The sequence below is a fragment of the Rhodococcus sp. 05-2255-1e genome, assembly GCF_002259025.1.
In the GTDB taxonomy this organism is placed as follows: domain Bacteria; phylum Actinomycetota; class Actinomycetes; order Mycobacteriales; family Mycobacteriaceae; genus Rhodococcoides; species Rhodococcoides fascians.
This window is the reverse complement of sequence record NZ_NOZE01000013.1, coordinates 499525-520290: the sequence shown is the minus strand read 5'-3', so window position 1 is coordinate 520290 and position 20766 is coordinate 499525. Positions and strand designations below refer to the sequence as shown.

General features: G+C 56.2%; 24 protein-coding genes and 2 pseudogenes. 22 read left to right on the top strand and 4 right to left on the bottom strand.

Annotated features, from left to right (window positions below; all coding sequences use genetic code 11):
* Positions 1–6 precede the first annotated feature (6 nt).
* Positions 7–339, bottom strand: a complete 333-nt coding sequence (locus tag CH262_RS12590; RefSeq protein ID WP_032370666.1) for a type VII secretion target — start codon at positions 337–339, stop codon at positions 7–9.
* Between the two features lie 177 nt (positions 340–516).
* Between CH262_RS12590 and upp the strand changes: the two genes are divergently transcribed.
* Positions 517–1140, top strand: a complete 624-nt coding sequence (gene upp / locus CH262_RS12585) for a uracil phosphoribosyltransferase (RefSeq protein WP_032370667.1) — start codon at positions 517–519, stop codon at positions 1138–1140.
* Between the two features lie 32 nt (positions 1141–1172).
* Positions 1173–2063 (top strand): DUF2797 domain-containing protein, encoded by an 891-nt coding sequence (locus tag CH262_RS12580; RefSeq protein WP_230591189.1) that lies wholly within the window; start codon positions 1173–1175, stop codon positions 2061–2063.
* A 1-nt stretch (position 2064) separates the two neighbouring features.
* Here the strand turns inward: CH262_RS12580 and CH262_RS12575 are convergent, their stop codons facing one another.
* On the bottom strand, positions 2065–3666 hold the full coding sequence (locus tag CH262_RS12575; protein WP_032387043.1) for a phospho-sugar mutase: 1602 nt from the start codon (positions 3664–3666) through the stop codon (positions 2065–2067).
* A complete protein-coding gene (locus tag CH262_RS12570; protein WP_048319886.1) occupies positions 3663–4490 on the bottom strand; it encodes a purine-nucleoside phosphorylase in 828 nt (275 codons plus the stop codon). Before CH262_RS12570 ends, CH262_RS12575 begins: the two co-directional genes overlap by 4 nt.
* A gap of 85 nt (positions 4491–4575) precedes the next feature.
* On the opposite strand from CH262_RS12570, the gene CH262_RS12565 reads away from it, so the two are divergent.
* From CH262_RS12565 to CH262_RS28425, 5 genes and pseudogenes are all read left to right on the top strand, one after another.
* A complete protein-coding gene (locus CH262_RS12565; protein WP_032366665.1) occupies positions 4576–5280 on the top strand; it encodes an enoyl-CoA hydratase-related protein in 705 nt (234 codons plus the stop codon).
* Between the two features lie 117 nt (positions 5281–5397).
* Positions 5398–6561, top strand: a complete 1164-nt coding sequence (locus CH262_RS12560) for a M20 family metallopeptidase (RefSeq protein WP_032387140.1) — start codon at positions 5398–5400, stop codon at positions 6559–6561.
* 86 nt (positions 6562–6647) lie between these two features.
* On the top strand, positions 6648–7811 hold the full coding sequence (locus tag CH262_RS12555; protein ID WP_032387141.1) for a M20 family metallopeptidase: 1164 nt from the start codon (positions 6648–6650) through the stop codon (positions 7809–7811).
* A gap of 13 nt (positions 7812–7824) precedes the next feature.
* Positions 7825–8289, top strand: coding sequence for a TrmO family methyltransferase domain-containing protein (locus CH262_RS12550; RefSeq protein WP_032387044.1), 465 nt, complete (start codon positions 7825–7827; stop codon positions 8287–8289).
* Between the two features lies 1 nt (position 8290).
* Positions 8291–8392 (top strand): annotated as a pseudogene (locus CH262_RS28425) (hypothetical protein); the annotation flags it as partial.
* On the opposite strand, the pseudogene CH262_RS12545 reads toward CH262_RS28425, so the two are convergent.
* Positions 8360–8806, bottom strand: a pseudogene (locus tag CH262_RS12545) (gamma-glutamylcyclotransferase); the annotation flags it as partial. The pseudogenes CH262_RS28425 and CH262_RS12545 overlap by 33 nt on opposite strands.
* A 46-nt stretch (positions 8807–8852) precedes the next feature.
* Here CH262_RS12545 and CH262_RS12540 point away from each other — a divergent pair.
* From CH262_RS12540 to CH262_RS27290, 15 genes are all read left to right on the top strand, one after another.
* Complete coding sequence (locus tag CH262_RS12540) at positions 8853–9596, top strand: tyrosine-type recombinase/integrase (protein ID WP_094717690.1); 744 nt, start codon at positions 8853–8855, stop codon at positions 9594–9596.
* 413 nt (positions 9597–10009) lie between these two features.
* Positions 10010–10141: a hypothetical protein gene (locus tag CH262_RS28130; protein WP_256988768.1), complete on the top strand. Its 132-nt coding sequence runs from the start codon at positions 10010–10012 to the stop codon at positions 10139–10141.
* A 107-nt stretch (positions 10142–10248) separates the two neighbouring features.
* Complete coding sequence (locus CH262_RS12535; RefSeq protein WP_094717689.1) at positions 10249–10569, top strand: hypothetical protein; 321 nt, start codon at positions 10249–10251, stop codon at positions 10567–10569.
* A gap of 5 nt (positions 10570–10574) precedes the next feature.
* The gene (locus tag CH262_RS27315) at positions 10575–11819 is read left to right on the top strand and encodes a hypothetical protein (protein WP_143547107.1); all 1245 of its coding nucleotides are present in this window, start codon (positions 10575–10577) and stop codon (positions 11817–11819) included.
* A gap of 674 nt (positions 11820–12493) precedes the next feature.
* Positions 12494–13324, top strand: a complete 831-nt coding sequence (locus tag CH262_RS12520; RefSeq protein ID WP_094717686.1) for a phage upper tail fiber protein — start codon at positions 12494–12496, stop codon at positions 13322–13324.
* On the top strand, positions 13321–13800 hold the full coding sequence (locus CH262_RS27310) for a hypothetical protein (RefSeq protein WP_143547106.1): 480 nt from the start codon (positions 13321–13323) through the stop codon (positions 13798–13800). Before CH262_RS12520 ends, CH262_RS27310 begins: the two co-directional genes overlap by 4 nt.
* Positions 13797–14090, top strand: a complete 294-nt coding sequence (locus CH262_RS28420; protein WP_094717685.1) for an HNH endonuclease — start codon at positions 13797–13799, stop codon at positions 14088–14090. Before CH262_RS27310 ends, CH262_RS28420 begins: the two co-directional genes overlap by 4 nt.
* A gap of 560 nt (positions 14091–14650) precedes the next feature.
* Positions 14651–14992: a hypothetical protein gene (locus CH262_RS12510; protein ID WP_094717684.1), complete on the top strand. Its 342-nt coding sequence runs from the start codon at positions 14651–14653 to the stop codon at positions 14990–14992.
* Complete coding sequence (locus CH262_RS12505) at positions 14993–16468, top strand: hypothetical protein (protein ID WP_094717683.1); 1476 nt, start codon at positions 14993–14995, stop codon at positions 16466–16468. It abuts the gene before it with no gap.
* Positions 16469–16492: 24 nt separating this feature from the next.
* The gene (locus tag CH262_RS12500; RefSeq protein ID WP_094717682.1) at positions 16493–17665 is read left to right on the top strand and encodes a phage portal protein; all 1173 of its coding nucleotides are present in this window, start codon (positions 16493–16495) and stop codon (positions 17663–17665) included.
* Positions 17655–19196 (top strand): phage major capsid protein, encoded by a 1542-nt coding sequence (locus CH262_RS12495; RefSeq protein WP_094717681.1) that lies wholly within the window; start codon positions 17655–17657, stop codon positions 19194–19196. Before CH262_RS12500 ends, CH262_RS12495 begins: the two co-directional genes overlap by 11 nt.
* The gene (locus CH262_RS27305) at positions 19196–19522 is read left to right on the top strand and encodes a hypothetical protein (protein ID WP_143547105.1); all 327 of its coding nucleotides are present in this window, start codon (positions 19196–19198) and stop codon (positions 19520–19522) included. Before CH262_RS12495 ends, CH262_RS27305 begins: the two co-directional genes overlap by 1 nt.
* Entirely contained in the window at positions 19523–19915 is a 393-nt protein-coding gene (locus tag CH262_RS27300) for a hypothetical protein (protein WP_143547104.1), read from the top strand.
* Positions 19915–20337 (top strand): hypothetical protein, encoded by a 423-nt coding sequence (locus tag CH262_RS27295; protein WP_143547103.1) that lies wholly within the window; start codon positions 19915–19917, stop codon positions 20335–20337. Before CH262_RS27300 ends, CH262_RS27295 begins: the two co-directional genes overlap by 1 nt.
* On the top strand, positions 20338–20751 hold the full coding sequence (locus tag CH262_RS27290) for a hypothetical protein (protein WP_143547102.1): 414 nt from the start codon (positions 20338–20340) through the stop codon (positions 20749–20751).
* Positions 20752–20766: the final 15 nt, after the last annotated feature.

The following is a 20766-nucleotide window of genomic DNA, read 5'->3' as shown; positions in this document are numbered from 1 at the left end:
CGCCGCTTACCGAGCGTCCGACGCGCGACCGGCAGAGTGGGCCGTGACGGCCGCCCCGGTTGCGTCGTCGGTGCGGGCATAAGACACCGCAGCATCGGTGGCCGCAGAACCGAGGCTCGCCACAGCTCCCGCCAGGCGAACGACCGCATCGGTATGCGCCAGATGGGTTCCGGTCACGGTGGCCAGAAATTCCTGCCCGATCAGGCCGAACACCGGTGCCAACACTGCGGGCCCGCAGGCAGCGGCGGCAGCACCGGCCGCCGCGATCTGCTCGGCCATGGTCGACGCCGCCGCACCGTAGGCGAGCACCCCCTCGGTCTCGACGACGAGTTCGTCCATGAGTCCCCCTGAAATCGCGTGCGTTCGCGCAGTCGCCGAATGCGACGCCCAACTGGTTCGACGCGAGTGCGGGCACATCGGTTCCCACGACTTGCCGTTCGCCGTGCGTCTCGGCGATCTCCTCCGGTGGGGCTCATCGTGTGGGGCCTCATGGTGCTGGGCCTTATCCTGTGAGACATGGATACACACGTGGTCGACCACCCACTGGCCGCCGCCCTGCTCACCACCATGCGGGACGAGCGGAGCGACAACGCCACGTTCCGAACTGCGCTCCGCCAGCTCACCCACATGCTGGTGTACGAGGCCACCAGGGACGCCGACATCGACACGTTCGAGGTACGTACTCCCGTCGCAGTCACCCAGGGCACCCGGTTGGCTCGTCCGCCGCTGCTCGTGCCCGTACTGCGTGCCGGTCTCGGCATGGTGGAGAAGGCGAGCGGTCTGATTCCACAGTCTCGCGTCGGGTTCGTCGGGATGGCCAGGGACGAGCAGACGCATCAGCCGGTGCCCTACATGGAGTCCCTGCCCGACGACCTGTCCCAGACTCCGGTCTACGTGCTCGACCCCATGCTGGCGACCGGCGGATCGATGGTGCACACGATCGAGCTGCTCGTCGGACGCGGCGCAACCGATGTCACTGCCATCTGCGTCGTGGCCGCCCCCGAAGGCGTCGCAGCGCTCGAAGCATCGGGACTCCCGGTGCGACTCGTTGCCGCGAGCATCGACGACGGACTCAACGAGAATGCCTTCATCGTCCCGGGCCTCGGCGACGCGGGCGACCGTCAGTTCGGACCCCGCTGATTCGCTCCGGTGCAACCCTGCTCGCGCTCGGGGTGTCCTGGCCCTCCGCCGGTCCTGACACCCCGCGGTTGCGACTGCTCGACATCGAGACCGAGCAGGTCGAGTTCCAGGAGCTGGTGGGTAACACACTGAGCTACCGCGCTCTCGGCGGTGCAGCAGACCGATACTGCACGGGCCGAACGGCATTCACTGCGGACGGGCCGCCGCGGTACGTTCCGTGCCCGGGCCGAGAGCCGGCCGTCGGGTCGAGCCAGTGCGCACGGTGCTCGGAAAAGGACGTGTTTCGTTTCGTTCATACCGTGCACCGCAGCGGATTCGTCTCCCGCGATTTGGAAAAGCATGTCATGGCACCGCATTGGCTCTACCTGGCGGCGTTTGCCAACGGCACTTTCAAGATCGGGACGGCCGCGCAGACTCGCAAATGGGGTCGGCTGGCCGAGCAGGGGGCTATCTGTGCGCAGTACGTCGCATACGCGGACGACGGCAAGGCCGTGCGTGTCGCCGAGGACCTGGTGACCGAAAGGCTCGGACTACGGCAGGCCGTACGGTCGGCGACGAAGGCAGCATCGCTGTGCGTGCCACTCGATCTCGACCGGTTGGAGGCAGGCACTGCCGCGCGTGCGGAGCTGGTCCGTCAGCTGTTGACCGACGCCGCGATCGGCGGATGTCGGCCGATCGCGGAGCGGTGGACTCCGCCTGCGGGGCGGGAAACATTGAGCGAAAACGATACTCGGGTTGCCTACCCCGCCGATGTCGCAACCGGCTCTCATGGACTGCAGATCAGGACATGCGTCGGGCAGGCGGTGATCGCCTCGGTCGACGAGCAGACCTACGTCGCGGATCTGGCGGCATTGAAGGGTCGGCGCATCGAACTCGGGGCTTTCACGTCCGATCTGCCTGCGGTGCAGTCGGCATTGTTCTGAGTTACAGCTCTTTTGCGAACGCGGAGAGCTGGGCCAGGAGTTCGTCCGCCGTCGCTCTCGCCCTTGCCAGATCCTGCCGGTCCGAGACGGGCTCGACGATCTCGAGGTACGCCTTGAGCTTGGGTTCGGTCCCGGACGGCCGCACGATGACCCGGAGCCCGGATCCCGCGATTTCGACTGCGTCGGTGCGCAACTCGTCGTCCCGGTCGGCGTAGTCCATGACGGTCACCGTGCGTCCGGCCAGCTCGGTCGGCGGCGTGCTGCGTAGTCGGCGCATCATGTCCCCGATGTCGGTGAGATCCTGCACTCGGCGCGACACCTGCGCGCCGCTGTGGACTCCGAATTCGACGGCGAGGTCGTCGAGTACATCGAGTAGCGTGCGTCCGTCCTGCTTCAGCGCTGCCGCGAGGTCCGCCAGCACGACGGCGGCAGAGATCCCGTCCTTGTCTCGCACCACATTCGGATCTACGCAGTGACCGATCGCTTCTTCGTAGGCGTACACGAGGCCGTCTCCGGCGCGCACGAGCCATTTGAAACCGGTCAGTGTGCGGGCATAGCGCGCGCCGCGGGCCGGTGCCAGTGCCGAGAGCAGCTGCGAGGACACGATGGTATTGGCCACCAGTGAGCCGGGCGGCGCGTCACGCAGCAGGTAGTCGGCCAGCAGAGCGCCGGTTTCGTCCCCGGTCAGCATCCGCCAACCGTGAGCGTCTCGGACTCCGACTGCGCAGCGATCGGCATCGGGGTCGAGTGCCACGGCGAGGTCGGCGTCGGTCTCGGCCGCCAGCGCGAGAACCGCGTCCGCAGCACCCGGCTCTTCCGGGTTGGGGAAGGTCACCGTCGGGAAGGACGGATCGGGCTCGAACTGCTCCTCGACCACCCGGATGTCGCGGAACCCAGCGCCGCGCAGTGCCGCCACGGCGAGTTCTCCGCCGACGCCGTGCAGTGCGGTCAGGGCGATACGAACATCGCGTGATCTCGAACGGGGCAGTCTCACAACCGAATCGAGGTAGCGCGACGCGATGTCCGAGCCGCTGGGCTCGACGGCTGTGCGAGGCACGTCGACTGCATCTGCACTGGCGTCGATGAGCGCCTCGATCTGGGCATCGCTCGGCGGAACCAACTGCGACCCGCCCCGCAGATACACCTTGTACCCGTTGTCGGCGGCCGGGTTGTGCGATGCGGTGATCTGCACCCCCAGCTCGGCATCGAGCGCCCGTACGGCGAAGGCGACAACGGGCGTGGGGAGTGGTCGAGGGAGAAGGACCACCGAAAATCCCTGCGCGGCCAACGTTTCCGCCGCTGCGAAGGCGAACTGTTCCGAACCGGTGCGCGCGTCACGGCCCACCACGACGGTGGATCCGCCGAGGCCCTGCCCGAGCAGCCACGCTGCGATACCGGCGGTTGCTCGCACGACCACGGCGACGTTCATGCCGTTCGGGCCGGCGCGCACCGGCCCTCGGAGACCGGCGGTGCCGAAGGTCAACGGACCGCTGAATCGGTCCGCGAGTTCGGAATCGGAGAGGCCGTCGAGTTCGTCGCGGCTCGCCGGATCGGGATCTCCCGCGATCCAGCGTTGCACGCGCTCGGTGAGATCCTCGATCACAGTCGGGTGACCAACTCGTGCAGCAGAGCGCCCATCCGAGCTGCCGAATCCTTGCCCGCAGCGAGCACTTCGGAGTGATCGAGGTGTTCTCCGGTCATGCCGGCAGCGAGGTTGGTGACCAACGAAATTCCCAGCACGCGAGCACCCTTTGCACGGGCGGCGATCGTCTCGTGCACCGTCGACATGCCCACCAGATCTGCACCGAACGTGCGCAGCATCTTGATTTCGGCAGGCGTCTCGTAGTGAGGGCCCGGCAGTCCCGCGTAGACGCCGTCCTCGAGAGACGGATCGATCTCGGCCGCGAGAGCGCGGAGTTCGGGTGAGTAGGCACCGACGAGATCGACGAATTCGGCGCCGACGAGCGGCGAACGGGCGGTCAGGTTGAGGTGATCGGAAATCAGAACGGGTTGGCCGACGCTCATGCCTTCACGGATGCCGCCGGCGGCGTTGGTGAGGACGACGGTCGTCGCGCCTGCCGCGATCGCGGTGCGCACCGGGTGCACGACGCGTCGGAGGTCGTGACCCTCGTATGCGTGCGTACGGCCCTGGAGTAACAGAGTGTGGGTTCCGCCCACGTCCACCGAGGTGATCGTGCCGGAGTGGCCCGACGCGGACGGCGGCGCGAAGCCGGGGAGATCGGCCATGCGCACGGTGGCGGTGGGGGAGCCGAAGACATCTGCGGCCGCCTGCCAGCCGGAGCCGAGGACGATGGCGACGGTATGGGTGTCGATGCCGGTCGCTGCAGCGAGAGCATCGGCGGCGGTGCGCGCCGCCGCATCGGGATCGGTCACGGGATCGGTTGCTCGTGCGTCGGAAGTTGCCACGATGAACAACAGTATGAGATCGCTGCGATGGATGTGGAACCGAGACGGTGCGACCGGGAAGTTACCGCCGAGTAGTATCCGCTGCATGCCTTATCTCGAACGCGACGGTGATGTCCACATCTTGTTCCTCGGTGCCCAGGAGGGCGCGGGCAATCCAGAGAACAGGTTCCACCCCGACTGGATAGATGCCGTCCATGCACTGCTCGACGAGGTCGAGGCATCGACCGGTCCGGCCGCGCTGGTCACCACCTCGGCAGGCAAGTTCTACAGCAACGGACTCGATACCGATTGGCTGTTCGCGAACCTGGACCGGATCACCTGGTACCTCGACCGCGTGCACACGCTCTACACGCGGCTGCTGGCGTTCCCGATGCCCACGGTCGCAGCGGTGCAGGGCCATGCGTTCGGTGCCGGCGCGATGTTCGCAACATCGCAGGATTTCCGCATCCAGCGCGCAGACCGAGGCTTCTACTGCCTGCCGGAGGTCAACCTCAACATGCCGTTCACCGTCGGCATGTCTGCCCTGATCAATTCCAGGCTGCCCAAGCAGACCGCCGTCGAGGCGATGCTGACCGGCCGTCGTTACGGCGGGGCCGATGCGGTGGCCGCAGGAATCGTCGAGGCCACCGCGTCCGAGGAATCGGTGGTCTCCGACGCCGTTGCCAAGGCGGCGGCGCTGACCAGCACCCGGGGAGCGAACCTGGCCGGCATCAAGAGTCGGATGCACGTGGACCTGCTCGCTGCGCTGACGACGCCGACGGACGACAGCAACTTCAGCTTCGGCAACTAGCCTCGTCCGGCACTGTTCGGGCTCGGAGTCGGCACAGCCGTTCCGACACGCCGCCGCGCTAGTGACACACTGTCTCTCGTGATCGACGAACCGAACAGTGCCGCCGTGGGCGAGGAGATCGGCCGCGCGCTCGCTCACGCAACCGACGAACTGGTTGCGCTGTCGCACTCGATTCACGCAGAACCGGAACTGGCGTTCGAGGAATATCGCAGCGTTGCGAAGGTCCTCGACACGCTTCGCGCCCACCATTTCGAGATCGAATCCGGGGTCGCCGGCATCGACACCGCATTCACCGCGTCGGTGGGTAGCGGCGAGCTCGTGATCGGAATCTGCGCGGAGTACGACGCGTTGCCCGAGATCGGTCATGCCTGCGGCCACAACATCATCGCCGCGTCTGCGGTGGGTGCCGCCCTGGCGCTCGCGCCGGTGGCCGATGCGCTCGGCATCACGGTCCGAGTGCTCGGCACCCCTGCCGAGGAAACCGGCGGCGGCAAGGTCCTGATGCTCGAGCGCGGCGTCTTCGACGACATCGGTGCCGCACTGATGGTGCATCCGGGCCCGTTCGACATCGTGGGCGCGACGTCGCTGGCATTGGCCGACGTTGCCGTCAAATTCACCGGCCGCGCTGCCCATGCCTCGGCCGCCCCCGAGTGGGGAATCAACGCGGGCGATGCCGTCACCGTCGCACAGGTGGCGCTCGGGCTCATTCGGCAGCACCTCTCGCCCGGCCAGCAACTGCACGGCATCGTCAGCGACGGCGGCGTCGCGCCGAACATCGTGCCCGGACATGCCGAGCTGCTCTACTATCTTCGCGCGAACAGCACCGAGTCACTCGAGGCGCTGACGAAGAAGACGTTCGCCTGTTTCGAGGCGGGTGCCATTGCCACCGGATGCACACACGAAATCCGCACGGTGTCGCCGACGTACGCGGCCCTGACCCCGGATTCGTGGCTGGTGGCGGCATTTCGTCAGGAGATCGAATCATTGGGACGGTCGCCCTTGGCACCGGATTTGGAAGGATTTCGCCCGTTGGGCAGCACTGACATGGGAAACGTGACGAATGTTCTACCCGGAATCCACCCCGTCGTCGGCCTCGATGCCAGAGGGGCGGTGACGCATCAACCGGAGTTCGCCGCAGCGTGTGTCACCGAGTCCGCCGATCGTGCACTGCTCGACGGTGCTCTCGCCCTCGCCGGAACGGCCGCTCGTGCCGCAGCCGATCCACAGACCCGGGCGCGTCTGCTCGACGGTGTGAACGCTCGATCGGCGGTGCAGCGATGAGCGCAGGCGAAGAGGCAGAAGTTCGGATGAGCGCAGGCGAAGAGGCAGAAGTTCGGATGAGCTCAGGCGAAGAGGCAGAAGTTCGGATGAGTTCACGCGAAGCCGCGATCGATCGGTGGATTCAGGCTCACACAGAAGATCTGTCCCTGTGGCGTCGGCACATTCACGCCCATCCGGAACTGGCCCGTCGTGAATTCGCTACGACGGCGTTCGTCATGGAGCAGCTCTCGGCGGCAGGCCTGTCACCCAAACCTCTGCCCGGCGGTACGGGCTTGATCTGCGATATCGGTCCCGACGGCCCGCGCGTCGCGCTGCGCGCGGACATGGACGCGTTGCCGCTGCAGGAGATCACCGGTGCGCCGTACACGTCGACGGTTCCAGGCGTGTCCCACGCGTGCGGGCACGATGCGCACACCACGGTGCTGCTGGCGACCGGACTCGCGCTGGCGTCGCTGCCGGACCTGCACTATGGCGTTCGGCTGATCTTTCAACCTGCCGAGGAGGTCATGCCGGGCGGTGCACTCGACGCCGTTGCCGCGGGTGCGCTCGACGGGGTGTCGAAGATTTTCGCGTTGCACTGCGATCCGCGGCTCGAGGTGGGGCAAGTGGGAGTGCGTGTCGGGGCCATCACCTCCGCCGCCGACACCGTCGAGTTGCGTCTGGACTCGCCTGGCGGGCACACGTCGAGGCCGCATCTGACGACCGATCTGGTCTACGCATTGGGGACCGTCATCACCGGGCTGCCCGGCATGTTGAGCAGGCGAATCGATCCGCGAACCAGCACAGTGATGGTCTGGGGCGCGGTCGTGGCGGGGCAGGCCCCCAATGCCATTCCGCAGACCGGCATGCTCACCGGAACCGTACGGACCGGCGACCACGAAACGTGGGCGCTGCTCGAGCCGCTCGTTCGCGAGATCGTCACCGGTCTGCTGGCACCGACCGGGGTGCGCTTCGAGCTGCACTACCGTCGCGGCGTACCGCCTGTGGTGAACGACCCGGCGTCCACGGCCACCTTCGAGAAGGCAATCGGCCGAGTCGGTCCGACAGCATTGGCCGACACGGCTCAGTCCGGTGGTGGCGAGGACTTCTCGTGGTACCTGGAGAACGTGCCGGGAGCGATGGCCCGACTGGGCGTGTGGTCGGGGACCGGTCCGCAACTCGACATCCATCAGCCGACATTCGACCTCGACGAGCGAGCCTTGGCCGTGGGTGTAAAAGTGATGACCGGAATCGCATTGGACCCGAACTAGCGGAGGGGTAACCGTGGATTTCGCGGTCTCACCGATCGGGGTCGTTCGCTCCGATCGCGCAGAGGTGGTGGACGACAACTGGGGTGAAGTCGTGTCCGTGATCGAACTGGACGAGACCGTGCTGGACGCCGATGCGACTCTCGGGCTCGAGGAGTTCTCTCACCTCGAGGTCGTCTATCGGTTCCACCTGTGCGATCCGGACTCGACGACACTCGGCTCGCGCCACCCCCGCGGTGATACGACGCTCCCTCGGGTTGGCGTCTTGGCGCAACGCGTCAAGGACCGGCCGAATCACCTCGGAGTGTCGCGGTGCGAGATCGTCGAGGTCCAAGGTCTGCGCATCCGGGTCCGCGGTCTCGACGCGATCGACGGGTCACCGATATTCGACGTCAAGCCGTTCCTTCGGTCCATGGTTCCGACACGTGAAGAAGTGACCGAGCCGGCCTGGGTGGCGTCGGTGATGAAGAACTACTTCTGATCTGTCCTTCTGGCTACGAGGCTGTACCGGGTCCTACGTTGCGGCTGTTCCTGGTGCGCAGGTCGCGCACGTATTCGGCTGGGGCACCGGCAATTTCGGCTGCCTCGGCCATGACCCCGAGGTAGCGTGCCGACGGTAGGCCACCCTCGTAGGCGTCGAGAACGTAGAGCCACGCCAGGACCGGCTCGCCTCCGGTCTCGATGCGCAGCCGGATCTTGCGGTGGATGCCGAGCTCCGAGCCCTCCCACCGATCCAGGCTCTCCTCGTCCTCGTCGGAGACGTCGTAGAGCACCACGAAGACCTGTGAGTCCGGGTCCTCGACGATCGTGGCGAGCGCGCCCTCCCAGCCGATGTCGCCACCGCCGAAGGTCAAGCGCCACCCGTGCAGCCACCCGGTTCCCGACAGCGGTGAGTGGGGGCAACGCTGCAACATCTGCTCCGGATGCATGTTCGATCCGTAGGCGGCATAAATTGGCACGTCGGCCAGCCTAACGTAAACACGCTGGTCAGGTGGCATACGGGTCGTGAGCAGGGAACTTACGGATGCATCGAAAGGTGAACCCGTGGCACGCAAGCTCGAAGCACTGCTCAAGTCAGCTCAGAGGAAACGAGACCTACGAGATTCGACCGTGGAGAGCTATAGACGGTTCCTGACACGTATCGGGGTTGTAGACGACTCTCTGAGCCTCGAAGAGCTTGAAGCCAGGCTCTTGGACATATCGAACGTCAACACCCGCAGATCGACTGTCACAGCCATACGGGCGGTACTCGGAGTTAAGTTGAAAATTCAACCAGGGATACCGAGACGCTACGACCTCCCGAGCGAAGATGTTCTGCGTTTCGCTCTGATGCAGTGCAAGTACGAACTTCGGGCCTTGCTCATGATGTACGGGGGTCTGCGATTGGGCGAAGCGTGTGCGATCACCTCGAAGCAACTGAACGGGGACCGGCTGGTGGTGGACCGTCAAGTCTTGGAGTTCTGGCAGGACGGGAAGCATGTTGTACGCATCGCATCGGTGAAAACCTTCGATGGAGTCGTGATAGTCCCTCAATGGCTGGCTGAGCGGGTCAAAGGTCTCGATACGACCGATACACCTGGCAGCGTACGAGCAGCGATGCATCATTGGGGCAAAAGGCATGGGATACAACTGAATCCACACATGCTGCGTCATTGGCACGCTACGACTCTCCTGAACCGTGGAGTCAATGTGGTGGCTGTATCGAAGCAGCTCAGACATTCGGACCCATCTATTACTCTGCGTGCCTACATACAGACAGGAGAAAATGATATAAGAAACGCGTTCTGAGAATATTTCTCCGAAGCCCCCGGCGATATGTCGGGGGTTTCGATTTGTCGCGATGAATTGTCGAATGATTAGAAGATTACCCAAAGTAATCTTTAATAGATTCCAGAAATCTTTGACGCATTGTCGAATAGAATCATAGAGGCTGAGTTAAACGCAGAGCCACGAACGGAGCCTTACCTAGGGTGCAGCATAGGCCAAAGCGTCAATAAGCTCTCAGCCCCGAATCGCCTGTTGGGGCATCACGTGACAAAACGAACCAGGTCATCTGGCATGGGCCGAAAACGTTATTAAGTCATCAAACTTTCTTGCTCAGACGGGAACAATGCGGGAACTCCAACCGTTGACGAGATAGTGGGTGCAAAAGCACCTGCATAACCCCTAATCCGCAATGGCGGGAACGAAAAGAGGCAGCAATGGATGAGGAAAAGCAGTCTAAGCCGAAGAATGCCCCGACGCGCCTGCGTGAGTGGTGGGCCAGCCTGTCGGAAGAGGAGCGAGCTGCGCTTGCGAGCGATAGCAAGATCGTCGATCCGTTCAAGAAATAGTCGCACATATTTGCTATACTGAGCATAAGAGATTCACCAACCGAAGCCAGGCGGAAGGAAACAACTCACACAGATTTCTTTTGATAGAGAATCCCGAGAACCCCTTGATGTCCTGGCTGGAAGTCAAGGGGTTCTCTTCTATCAAAAAGAAAGAAGTGATTATTTTGAAGAATTGGTTACAAACGAAAACCCACCTATTGGTGGACACGCAGGACTTGATCCTGTTGCAGCATTGCATCAAGCTAAGCGAAGAATCAGAATGGTTCCGAATCGACAGCTCAGATGTAGCAAAACTATTGGGTGTAGGGCCAAAGCGTATCGCAAATCGTAAGAAGCGTCTGGTTCGTGATGGTGTATTGGAACGTGAGATGCGCTTCGATGAAAAGCAGCATTATTTCTGGTTCCGATTGGCAGGCGTCGAAGAGTGAACAAAATGAAGTACGTTCAGGCTGTCTTCAACCGTCTAAAGAAGCAGGACGCAAATCTGTACGAATCTCATCCAATGCAAACATACCGTGATGCACTGTTGGACAGTCTCGATCTATTCGAGAAAAATCTGCCGGGGGAAGTGAGAGATTTACTTTCCTCTGAAATATCCGACTCTGATGCTTGGATTGATGAGGCCATAGAGCATGTAGCAAACAGGGTCATTGGTTCCGCACTCCACTACTCTGGAAAGTTACCCTTGTGGTTTACAGATTCATATACGGAGTGGTTGGACGATGGGGAGAAGTATTCCCCCTCACTCTCTGTTCCTATTGTTTCTACAGTTGACCTTGAAGAACCAGCAGGTCCAAACACACTCACTACTAGTAACCCCAAAAATGACCAAAACGGCACACTTTTTCTTGAAAAAGATCAAGAAATTTTTGAGGATGAAGAAACGGTAGGGGTGAAGCACAGACGCCAACATACCATTGGTCTGAGTCATGAATACGTGCCTAGTGAGGATTGGATGCAGCCGGGGGTTCAGGAGCATCAAAATCATGTACGTCAAATAATGAGGGAGCTCGAAAAAGGATATAACCGCCAAGCACCCCAAAGACCGGTTATGTACTGGAAAACTAGTGAGTCGTTTACAACCGTCGTAGGGATCGATCATCCTTCAAGCTTTGTTGAAGATGATGTGATCAAGAAGCTAAGAGAGGTAATTCAGGGTCGCAGGGGATTGTATGGAACGTTGCTCGATGACTTCATGGCCGATTCCATGATTCATTACGCAGAGCAGAAGCAGGCTCATCCTGATTATTCGACCTCTCAGCTTGTGAATGCAATAATCAGTAAGATAAACAACGAGTTCAGAGACTCGAATACTAAGAAGAATAGGCAGGTTGATATGGAGTTCGTAGATGAAACAGACTTTCCTGAGACATACACAATTGAAGAGCAGATAGAAATAGATACGTGGATTCAGTCTCAGTCTCATGTGTGGAAAAAAGTAATCAAGGAGTTTTCGGAGTGGAACGAATCTGCGCCAGAGGGTGAGCCGGTACCTAAGAAGCTACGTCAGCGTCTTAAGCGTCTGTCTAAGCCAGAGGTTCACAGCCATACGCAGAAGCTCAACGCGCCTAGGTCTGGTTCTGTGAGGGGACTCAGAGACAGCAGCGAAGATTACGATTTTGAGGTTATAGTTTCTCAGCGAGAACCGAAGATCAGAAAATACATGAGCAAAGTTTGATATACTTAGGTTTCTAACATTTCGATTGTTGTTTAGCTCCATCGCCCCGCTCAGGTCAACTTAACTTGAGCGGGGCACCTTCATAAAATGGTACAATTGTATCGAGTTAGTTCGTTTATATTCATATTGGTTCAACTCGATTACGGTATTGCCACCTATGTAATCAAATCTAGGCCCCTCTCCGCGTTTATTGGTTTAGCCCGGAGAGGGGCCCTTTCTATGTTCAGAGCAAAAGAAATATTCGTACAATAATGGTAAAATTGAAGAGTAATGAAGAAATGCGCTAGATGTAATGAAACTAAGAATTTAGATCAGTTCGGAAAGAACTCAGCACTCGCCGATGGTAAGTGCGCATATTGCCGTGAGTGTGCTCGCCAGATCGGTAGAGCGACATATGAACGTTTGGCAGATAGGCGTCGTAAAGCACAGCGTGACCGCTATGCCAACAACGAAGAGTATAGAAAGCAATGCAACGAGCGTCGCTATGTCAACTATTGGTCGAATAGAGACGCGATCTTGGAGAAGCAGCGCCGCAAACGCGCCGGGGATAAGAAATGACTTACTCCCTGATCAAGAAATATTCTTGCAAAGAACACCAAGAATGCACATGCAGCAACAAAAGATTATGGCTCATGCAGTACACATTAAATAATGAAGGAGAGAATGAAGACTAAATGACATTGAAAGACGACATCAACAATTTGCCGGTGCAGCCGGAAGAGGGGCAGGCGGGACACAGAAATAATCACAAGGTTGTGCACGCAGCTTTGAAAGATCATGAACTAAGGCTCACAGCAGAAGAAGCACGAACATATACTTGGACAGATGTAGCAAATAAGCCGACAACATTTGCGCCAGCAGCTCACAATCATGCGATAAGTGATGTGACAAATTTGCAGGCCACATTGGATTCAAAAGCAGCGGCATCTCATGGTCACAGCATTGCAAATATCACCAATCTCCAAACAACGCTCGATTCCAAAGCGGGATTAGTTGGGGGAGTGATTCCAACTTCTCTATTGCCACGAGTCAATATCGGTGAGACATATACAGCAGCGAACTCTACAGCTCGTTTGGCTTTGGATGCGCAGCCAGGCGATGTTGCGATTCAATCGGATAACGAAACTCTATGGATGCTCAAGAAGTCACCAGCATCAGCAGCATCTAGTTGGATGGATTTGACCGCAATCGGTGCATCAGCGGGAGTAATCAGTGTCAACGGTCAGACCGGCACGGTTGTACTCGCAGCAGCAGATGTATCGGCAGCACCAACGTCACGCACCATCGCGGCAGGTACCGGACTCAGCGGGGGTGGAGACTTAACCGCTAACAGAACAGTCTCTCTCAACAGCACTTCTCAGGCATCGTTAGTTAAGGCAGATTCAGCAGTTCAGGGATTTGTGAACGGTACTTCGACCGGGACGAAGATCGAACGTATGACAGCAGCACAGTATGCAGCTCTTGCAACAAAAGATTCCAACACGATCTATGTGGTGACAGCGTGATCTATGTAGGCGAGACAACTGCATCGAAGTTCTACATTGGTTCGACAGCGGTCAGCAATATCTATGTCGGTAGTGAAGCTGTGTGGTCATCGTTCGTGGCAATGGGTATCAACAAAAACGGTGGGCAGAGCATCTCATCAGGAACGTGGACTTTGGTAACGAACTGGGTTGCAAGGTCTGGTTATCCCGATACCGTCATTACATCGAACGGTTTGGAGATTCCAGCGGGTGCAACGGTCACATTGACAGGGCAGACTCAGCACGGTGGCAGCAGCACCGGTAATGCATGTCGCATCATTGCAGATGGAACAGTATTGGCAACATCTGTTTCATCGAGTACTTCGACTCCATCGGTATCTGTGACATATACGCCTACCGTGACATCTCTTGTTCAGTTGCAGGTATTCGCTAATGGTCTTACCGCAACGAGGGCTATCAGCTCAGGTGCTAATACATACCTGGTGGCGCAGCCATGAGCGATAAGCGTATCCACTCGGGTAAGTGGACAAAGTTTGCACAGCAAGTACTGAAAGAAGATGGTTACGTTTGTGCTGTAGAAGGATGCGATACCAGGGCCTCACATGTTGATCACATCTTGCCTAGGTCGAAGTTCCCAGAGCTAATGTATGACCGCAGTAATCTGCAAAGTCTCTGTCAGTTCCACAACACATCAAAAGGTGCGAAGATGCCGGGGGATCAAAGAAATACTTGGTTCAATCCTGACTGGTTCCCCTCTGAGTATATAAAAGAAAGGATGAAGCAATGACAATGAAAGAGATAGAAGATATCGAACAATTATGCAACAGAACATTGAGCGATGAAGAGAAGAAGATGCTTATGAAGATTGGTGAGTGATCCGTTTGAGGACTTGGCGGGGGAGATAGAAAGCCATGAACATAGAGCCAAAGAGATAGCAAGACTGATAGAAGAGTTAGAAGATAGATTGAATACATTGAGAGAAGGAATGCAGCATGAATGAGATAGATAGCGTGATGAAGCATGAAGTGTTGAGAGACATTGCGTTGAGAAGCAGCGTATGGATGGTCATGCATAGCAATGAATGAGGCAACAGGCGTCATGCATGACAGTGCATATTCATCCATTCCTGCATGGGGTGCGTTTCTTTGAGGAGACATAGCGACCCCAAGAGCGGAGCGTCTTACTTTTGACGGGCTGTCAAGGGCTTTCATCAAAAATGGGAGACGAATCCATGCATGGACACCGAAAACCATGCATGGACCAGTGCATATTATGCAGGCAGTGTGCATGTAGATATGCGCAGCGCACAGACATCAGCGTACAAACGAAAGGAAATGAATTGAGATAATGCCGAGAAAAGAAGTAGATAATGACAAATTGGAGAAATTAGCGGTTCGCAGCTATGAATCCAGCATAGATAAGTACATTACGAAGAACGAGAGCTTCATCGATGATGATGTTGAGCCTTTTGTGGTTCAGCTGTACACGTTGGCGAAGACGCTTGATGAGAAGACGCAGCGTAACGCTCAGACATCGGGCACATTGACGCAGGAGTTCCGTATGAGCTTCAAGGAGCTTCACGGGATGGTTGCAAAGGAGAAGGATCGCCAGGCGGCAGCAGCTTTGGCGGCAGAGCTTGAATCGCAGGTTGATCCCGACGAGCAGGCCCTAGGGGAGTACCTGCGCTAGATGCTGTATCCGAACGAGTACACCCAACCCCTTAGCGAGAACTTCACCACCAGACTTACGCAGTCGGACATCGATCTGGTCAACAAATTTTACATGCTCCCAGGTCAGGAGCTTGACCCTTGGCAAATCTGGCTCATGCGCTCTGTGTTGGAGACATACCCCGACGACCATGAAGACCCGCATCTAGCTGGGAAGCTCAGGTATCGCGAAGGTGTGCTCATCGAGATACCGCGCCAGGTGGGTAAAACCACCGTCTTGGGTGCGCTCATGTTCCTTGGGTACCTCAAGTCCGCGAACGGTCGCAACGTTACGTACATGGGGTGCGTAGCCTCATCGGTCCAGCAGGCTCAGATCCTTCACGAGCGCGTTACGTTGCCGTTCCGTCAGGTTCCAGCACTGTCCAAACGTCATGGCATCAACAGGCAGCAACGCAAATTGACGCCTAAGGATGGTCGAGTGCTTGCGGAGCTAAAAGCCTATGCCACAACGCAACCGAAGACTTTGCAGTCGATTCCGTTCAACGCAGAGGGCAATATTGCCGTTGTCATCGATGAAGTTCACCTACTCGATGAGTCCGTTTACACCAACATGAAGATGGGCCTCACGGCTCAACCGGACAGCATCCTTGTCGGCATCACATCGGCTGGTGACGAGACTTCGACGCTTCTGCACACCTTGGAGCTTCACGGCACAGAGGCTATGGCCGGTCTGCACGAACGATTCGGGTACTTCAAGTACTTTGCTCCCGAAACGCTGGACTACCCGCTCAGAAGCCGTGAGATGGTCGAGCAGGCCAATCCAGCAGTCGAGTGCGGGCGTATCCCGTTCCAACGAATCTTGGACGAGAACGGCGCTCTGCCCGATCATGCGTGGAGTCGTTACGTCCTGGGCCGTCATGGTCAGTCGGACAACCTGTTCCTACCTGCGAGCATGTGGAACAAAACGGCTGGTCAGGGAGTGCCGGCGGGGGCTAGGAGAGGAACTGTCTTCTCTATCGACCGTACAGAGAACTGGGAGTTCGCAACCATCGTCGCCGCCAACAGGGTGGACGGGAAGGTTTACACAGAGGTTGTCGCTCAGATCAAGAATCCGAACACCGATCTGCTCATCGGTATCTGCCGCCAGCTCTACAAGAGTCACAGGGGCATCTTCGTCATGGATGCGATCATGCTCAGGGAGCTAAGAGTCAGTCTCAGAGAGCGCTACTCATTGCCTGTGGAGTTCTACACGATGCCTCAGCTAGCTCAGGCGACATCGGTGACGTTCTCGATGTTCTCCACCAATCGCCTGAGTCATAAAGACGATGATGTGATGCGAAAGCAAAGACCTATTGCCCTGACTGTCTCATCTGGTGATGGTTTCAGAATCAGTCCGAAAGATTCTTCTGGTGACATTGATTCTATTAAGGCAATGGTTATGGCTGTGCACTGGGCGGATAGCAGAAATAGAGCAAAACTTCAAACAATTAGTGCCTAATAATGCTACAATAGAGATAACGTTATGGGTACATTTAGAAGGTTATTCGGGTTAGAAGTAGTAACCCCAATGCAGGTTAGAGAAGAACAATTACCAGAGGGCTATGACCCTCTATCTGGTGTCACTCCACCCAGTCATTCAAGTATTTATCTACCGAAGGCAAACGAACTTCTTCAGATTGATATAGTCTTTCGAGCAGTCCAATACCTATCGACTCTTGTCTCAGAGCTTGAGGTCGAAACATTTTTGGATGATCGCAAGGTTGAGAACTCTAGTCTCATCAACAGGCCCGATCCATTTCAGTCTCGCAAGGCATTCATTCAAGAAACTGTCTCATCGATGGTTCTTCATGGCGAAGCGTTTTGGCGTGTGACTCGCAACGGTCGCAATGAGGCTACAGCTTTGGAGGTTTTGGACCCAGAGGAAGTTGCAGTCGAGAAGCGTAACGGCAGAGTTCGTTATTACATCGGTCAGACAGAGATTCCTAGGGACTCGATCCGTCACCTTAAGTTCTTACCGATTGTGGGCAAGCTCAGAGGTATCGGTGCCATTCAGGCAGCGCCACAGGTGTTCAGATTTGCTTTGATGCTTCAAAAGTATTCAGAACAGTGGTTCTCAGCTTCGACTCCACGCGGGGTATTGAAGACGAACGATCAGATCAACATAGATGATATGCAGGATGCAGCAGCAGGCTTCATCAAGTTCGTCAAGGAGAATCAGCAGCTAGCGGTATTGCCGTCAGGTCTAACTTACGAGTCGATCAATCTCGATCCCGCTTCAACTCGATACATCGAAGTATTGCGCGAGGTGAACCTGTCTATGTGCCGTCTACTGGGTGTTCCAGCAGAGGCTATGGAAGCACAGACGCAGTCTTCGACCACCTACCAGAACTTGCAGGACTCAAATGCACGATTCTTGCAGGGAACGCTCTTGAACTACATCTTGGAGATTGAAAGTCATCTCAGTGACCTTTTGCCGGGTCGCAGAACAGCAAGCTTGCGTGAGACAGACCTAATGCGTCTCGATCCTCTAGCGCAGCGTCAGGCAGAAGCAATCGATATCAGCAACAAAGTCGTGACACCTAATGAAGTTAGAGAGTCACGAGGATTAGAACCATTGGCCGTTGAGCCGGTGGAGCAGGACGATATTTCAGATAAGGACTCTGCTACGGCAGACAACACAGAAAATGGAAATTAGAGAAAGTGAAATCCTAGAGGTTCGTGCAGATGCTAGAGAGGTTGTTGGGCTTGCAGTGCCTTACGGCCAGGTAGCAGAGGTTCGCGCCGGGGGATACAAAGAGCGCTTCGAGATTGGATCAATCGAAGATAACTCAGAGGGTCCAGTATATTACCGCCACGATTATAAGCATCAAGGTTTGGCTATTGGCTATATCAAAGAAGCTAGCAGCTCTGAGCAAGGTCTCAAGGTAGTTGCGCGAATCCATAAAGGCCCTAAAGGTGATCAGGTACTCAACCAGGTTGCATCAGGCCAAATCAAAGGTTTCTCCGTTGGTTTCTCTCCTATTGAGCAGAGGGACGAAGACGGAGTTGTAGTAAGAACAAAGGTTTCGCTTCTAGAGGTTTCTCTAGCGGAACTACCGATTTACGGTGCGACTCTCTTAGAAGTTCGCGAAAATAACAAACAGAAAGAAGATGATGAACAAATCATGTCAGAAGAATTTGACAAGCTTTCTAGCGAGAATGCAGAACTCAGAGAGTCTGTAGCAGAGCTAGATCGTAAAGTAAGCGTTTTAGATAACAAAGAAACAATTGAGGTTCGTTCAGACGAAACTCTGGCCGATGCTGTAGTTGCAGCATACAACGGCAAAGATGCATCACGCGATGCATTACAGGTTCGTGCCTATACAGGTGGATCGACAGCGGATAACGCGTTGCGTCCAATCTGGGTAGACAAAGAACTCAATTTCATCGAGAAGCGTCGTCCCCTAAGTGCAGTATTCGGACACGATTCAATTCCCGGTGATTCAGGAACAACAATCGAGTACGCGAAGGTTGCGACTCGTACAGGCTCAGTTGCGAAGCAGACCGCCGAAGGTGAACCACTTACCTACAACAAGGTAACAATCACAACCGACTCAGCACCGATCGAAACTTTCGGTGGATACGCAGAGCTTTCAGTTCAGGCACTACGTTTCGGTAAAGCTCCATTGCTCAACACAACTCTTAAGCATTTGAGCGTTGAGTACGCAAAGGCAACAGAAGCGAAGGTTGCATCGACTCTTACAGGTATCGCAAACGCGAACTTGAACGTTGTTGCTCGTGGAGCTGTGACAGGCGCAAGTGCGGCATCAGGTTGGATCGGTGCTGTAGAGGACTCATTGGTTGCGATCGATGACAACTCTCGTGGCCTAGCAGGTTCGCACATCATCGTGTCCCGCGATGTTCACAAGGCACTTTTGACAACTGTTGATACAACAGGACGTCCATTGTTCGTGGTGAACGGCGACGGCTCTAACACATACGGTTCTGTAACCGCAGGTGCAGCAGGAAGCGCAGCTATTGCAGGTCTACCTGTTGTTTCAGGTCCGAACCTTGCAGCAGGCAGCTTCTACGTTGTAAGCAACGAGGCAATTTTGGTGTGGGAGTCTTCAATCTTTGAATTGAGCGACGCAAACATTGTGAACCTTACAGAACTACGCAGCCTTTACGGATACCTAGCAGCAGGTGTCTATGACGGCAAGGGAATCGCAAAGGTTACTTGGTCCTGATGATTACAGTTGTTGAGCTACGCGCATTCGTCGGAAATCCTAAAGACATTGGTGACACAGCTGTTACCGATGAAACTTTGGATCGAATCTTGGCTACAGCAGTAAGTCTTATCGATACTTGGTTGGGGACTCGCAAAGTCAAGGTTCCAGCCGATGTTTATGACACTGTTCTTCTGGGTGTAGCTCAACAGCTGTATTACCGAGATACCAAGGACACTTCATCGGCAGGCCAGTATGGGCCTAGTGGTGACTTCGTTACGACAATCGTTCGTGATCCTATGCATTACGCGTATCCAATCCTGCGTAAATATGTGGGGTGGTTCTGAGTGTCAGCTTTGAAAGACTACAAGCAGAGCGTTATCGATGAACTCAGAGCGTTGAACTATACAGTTTACGCGGGGGCGATGATGAAGCAAAACTATCCCTACATTCAGGTATATCCGCAAGGAAGCTACATCACTGGTGGTTCAGGTTCTGTAAGCACTAGAGAAAACACAGTTCGCGTCAGCATGAACATCACGATTGTCGCGGGATTAGAAGATAAAGATTCGTCCTGGGAAGCAATGGACGAAATGATCAGCAAATGTTGGTCAGTAGTAAGAAACTTGGACGGGGTCGAAGTGGAGACTTTTCCTCTCGAAGACCGTAACGGTGGACGACTTTTAGTAGCAAACATTGGGTTTTCCAATGAAATAAATATTTATGAAGGAGATTTATAATGGCGATTGCCAACGGGAAATTGAAGTCGATCTTTGCGCTCAAGGTTGCAGGGACCGACTACGTATCAGATGTAGTTTCATTCGAGATGACTTCTGATGATGCAGACAACGATTCAACTACGTTTGCGGAATACAATGCAGGTTCTAACCGTAAGTGGACCTTGCAGGTAACAGCGGTATTCGACGGTGGTTCAGTAGGCTCATTGCACGATTACCTATGGGTGAATGCAGGAGCATCAGCATCATTCGATATTGCACCGCTTTCAGGCGCTACAAGCACATCGAAGCCACGTTACACAGGAACGTTACGTATTCCGTTCCGTCCTGATGTATCCGTAGAAGCTGGTGAAGATGCAACTTTCGATTACGAGTTCGAGGTTGTTGGAACACCTAACAAGGTAACAAGCGGTACGGGTCTGTAAATGATTGAGATTTCGGTATCGGTCGAAGGCAGAGACAAACTTATTGCGAAGCTCTTGAAGTTCAAGGCTTCTTTGAGACAGTTCAATTCTGCCTTCGACCGTATCGGAACGTTGATGTTCGACAATGCGATGGACGAAGCACCGGAGTTCACGGGAGCTTTGAAGGGCTCTCACCAGCTCAAAAGCACAGCCATGCAAGCCACGGTCAAAGCCGGGGGATCGAACAAGAGAAGTCATGGCGGTGGCATCTATGTCGCCAAACAACATGATGGCGGTTTCGCCAGAGGCTCATATGGACCTCACCGAGTAGGACCTAATCCCTGGCTCGATAGAGCGCTAGTTCAAAGCACACCACGAGCCATAGCAATTATCGAAGAAGAAATAGCAGTAAAAATTGCAGAAGCAGGACTATAGAAAACATGAAAGGTA